1 pseudogene is annotated in these 426 nt (G+C 77.2%); it reads right to left on the bottom strand.

What is annotated here, in order from left to right:
• Window positions 1–359, bottom strand: a pseudogene (locus ACOV8S_RS09555) (hypothetical protein); the annotation flags it as partial.
• Window positions 360–426 lie beyond the last annotated feature (67 nt).

Raw genomic sequence — 426 nt, 5'->3', positions numbered from 1 at the left:
GCTCCCAGGTGGGCGGCGAGGGAGTTGTAGCTCTGGGCGCGGGCGCGCTGCGACTCCTCCGACGCCCTGGCGTCCGGTCCCCGCAGGGTGTTGCGTCGGCGGGTCTCCCCCGCGGCGGCCGCCTCCAGCCACGCCGACGCCCGTTCGGGGTCCAGGAGTTGCCCGGCACTGAGGGCGCCTGTCCTCGCCTCGTCGAGGGCGTGGTCGAGGAACTCCCGCAGCAGGCCGGCGCGCAGTCGCCGCGTCGCGGGGGCGTACCCGCCGCGGCTCAGCGCCTCGAGGTAGTCGTCGACGGCCGCACGGGCGTCCTGGCTCGCCCAGGCGTGGAGGTCGGCGGCGGGCTCGGGCGCTGTCGGCATGGGACCAGGGTACGGAAGACGGGAGGTGCGGGTGGTGGGTACGGGGCGGCTCGGCGCGGGTCGCGAC

The sequence above is a fragment of the Streptomyces sp. CO7 genome (assembly GCF_053474865.1).
Note: the sequence above shows the minus strand (reverse complement) of the source record. Positions and strands in the feature narration are given on the sequence as shown.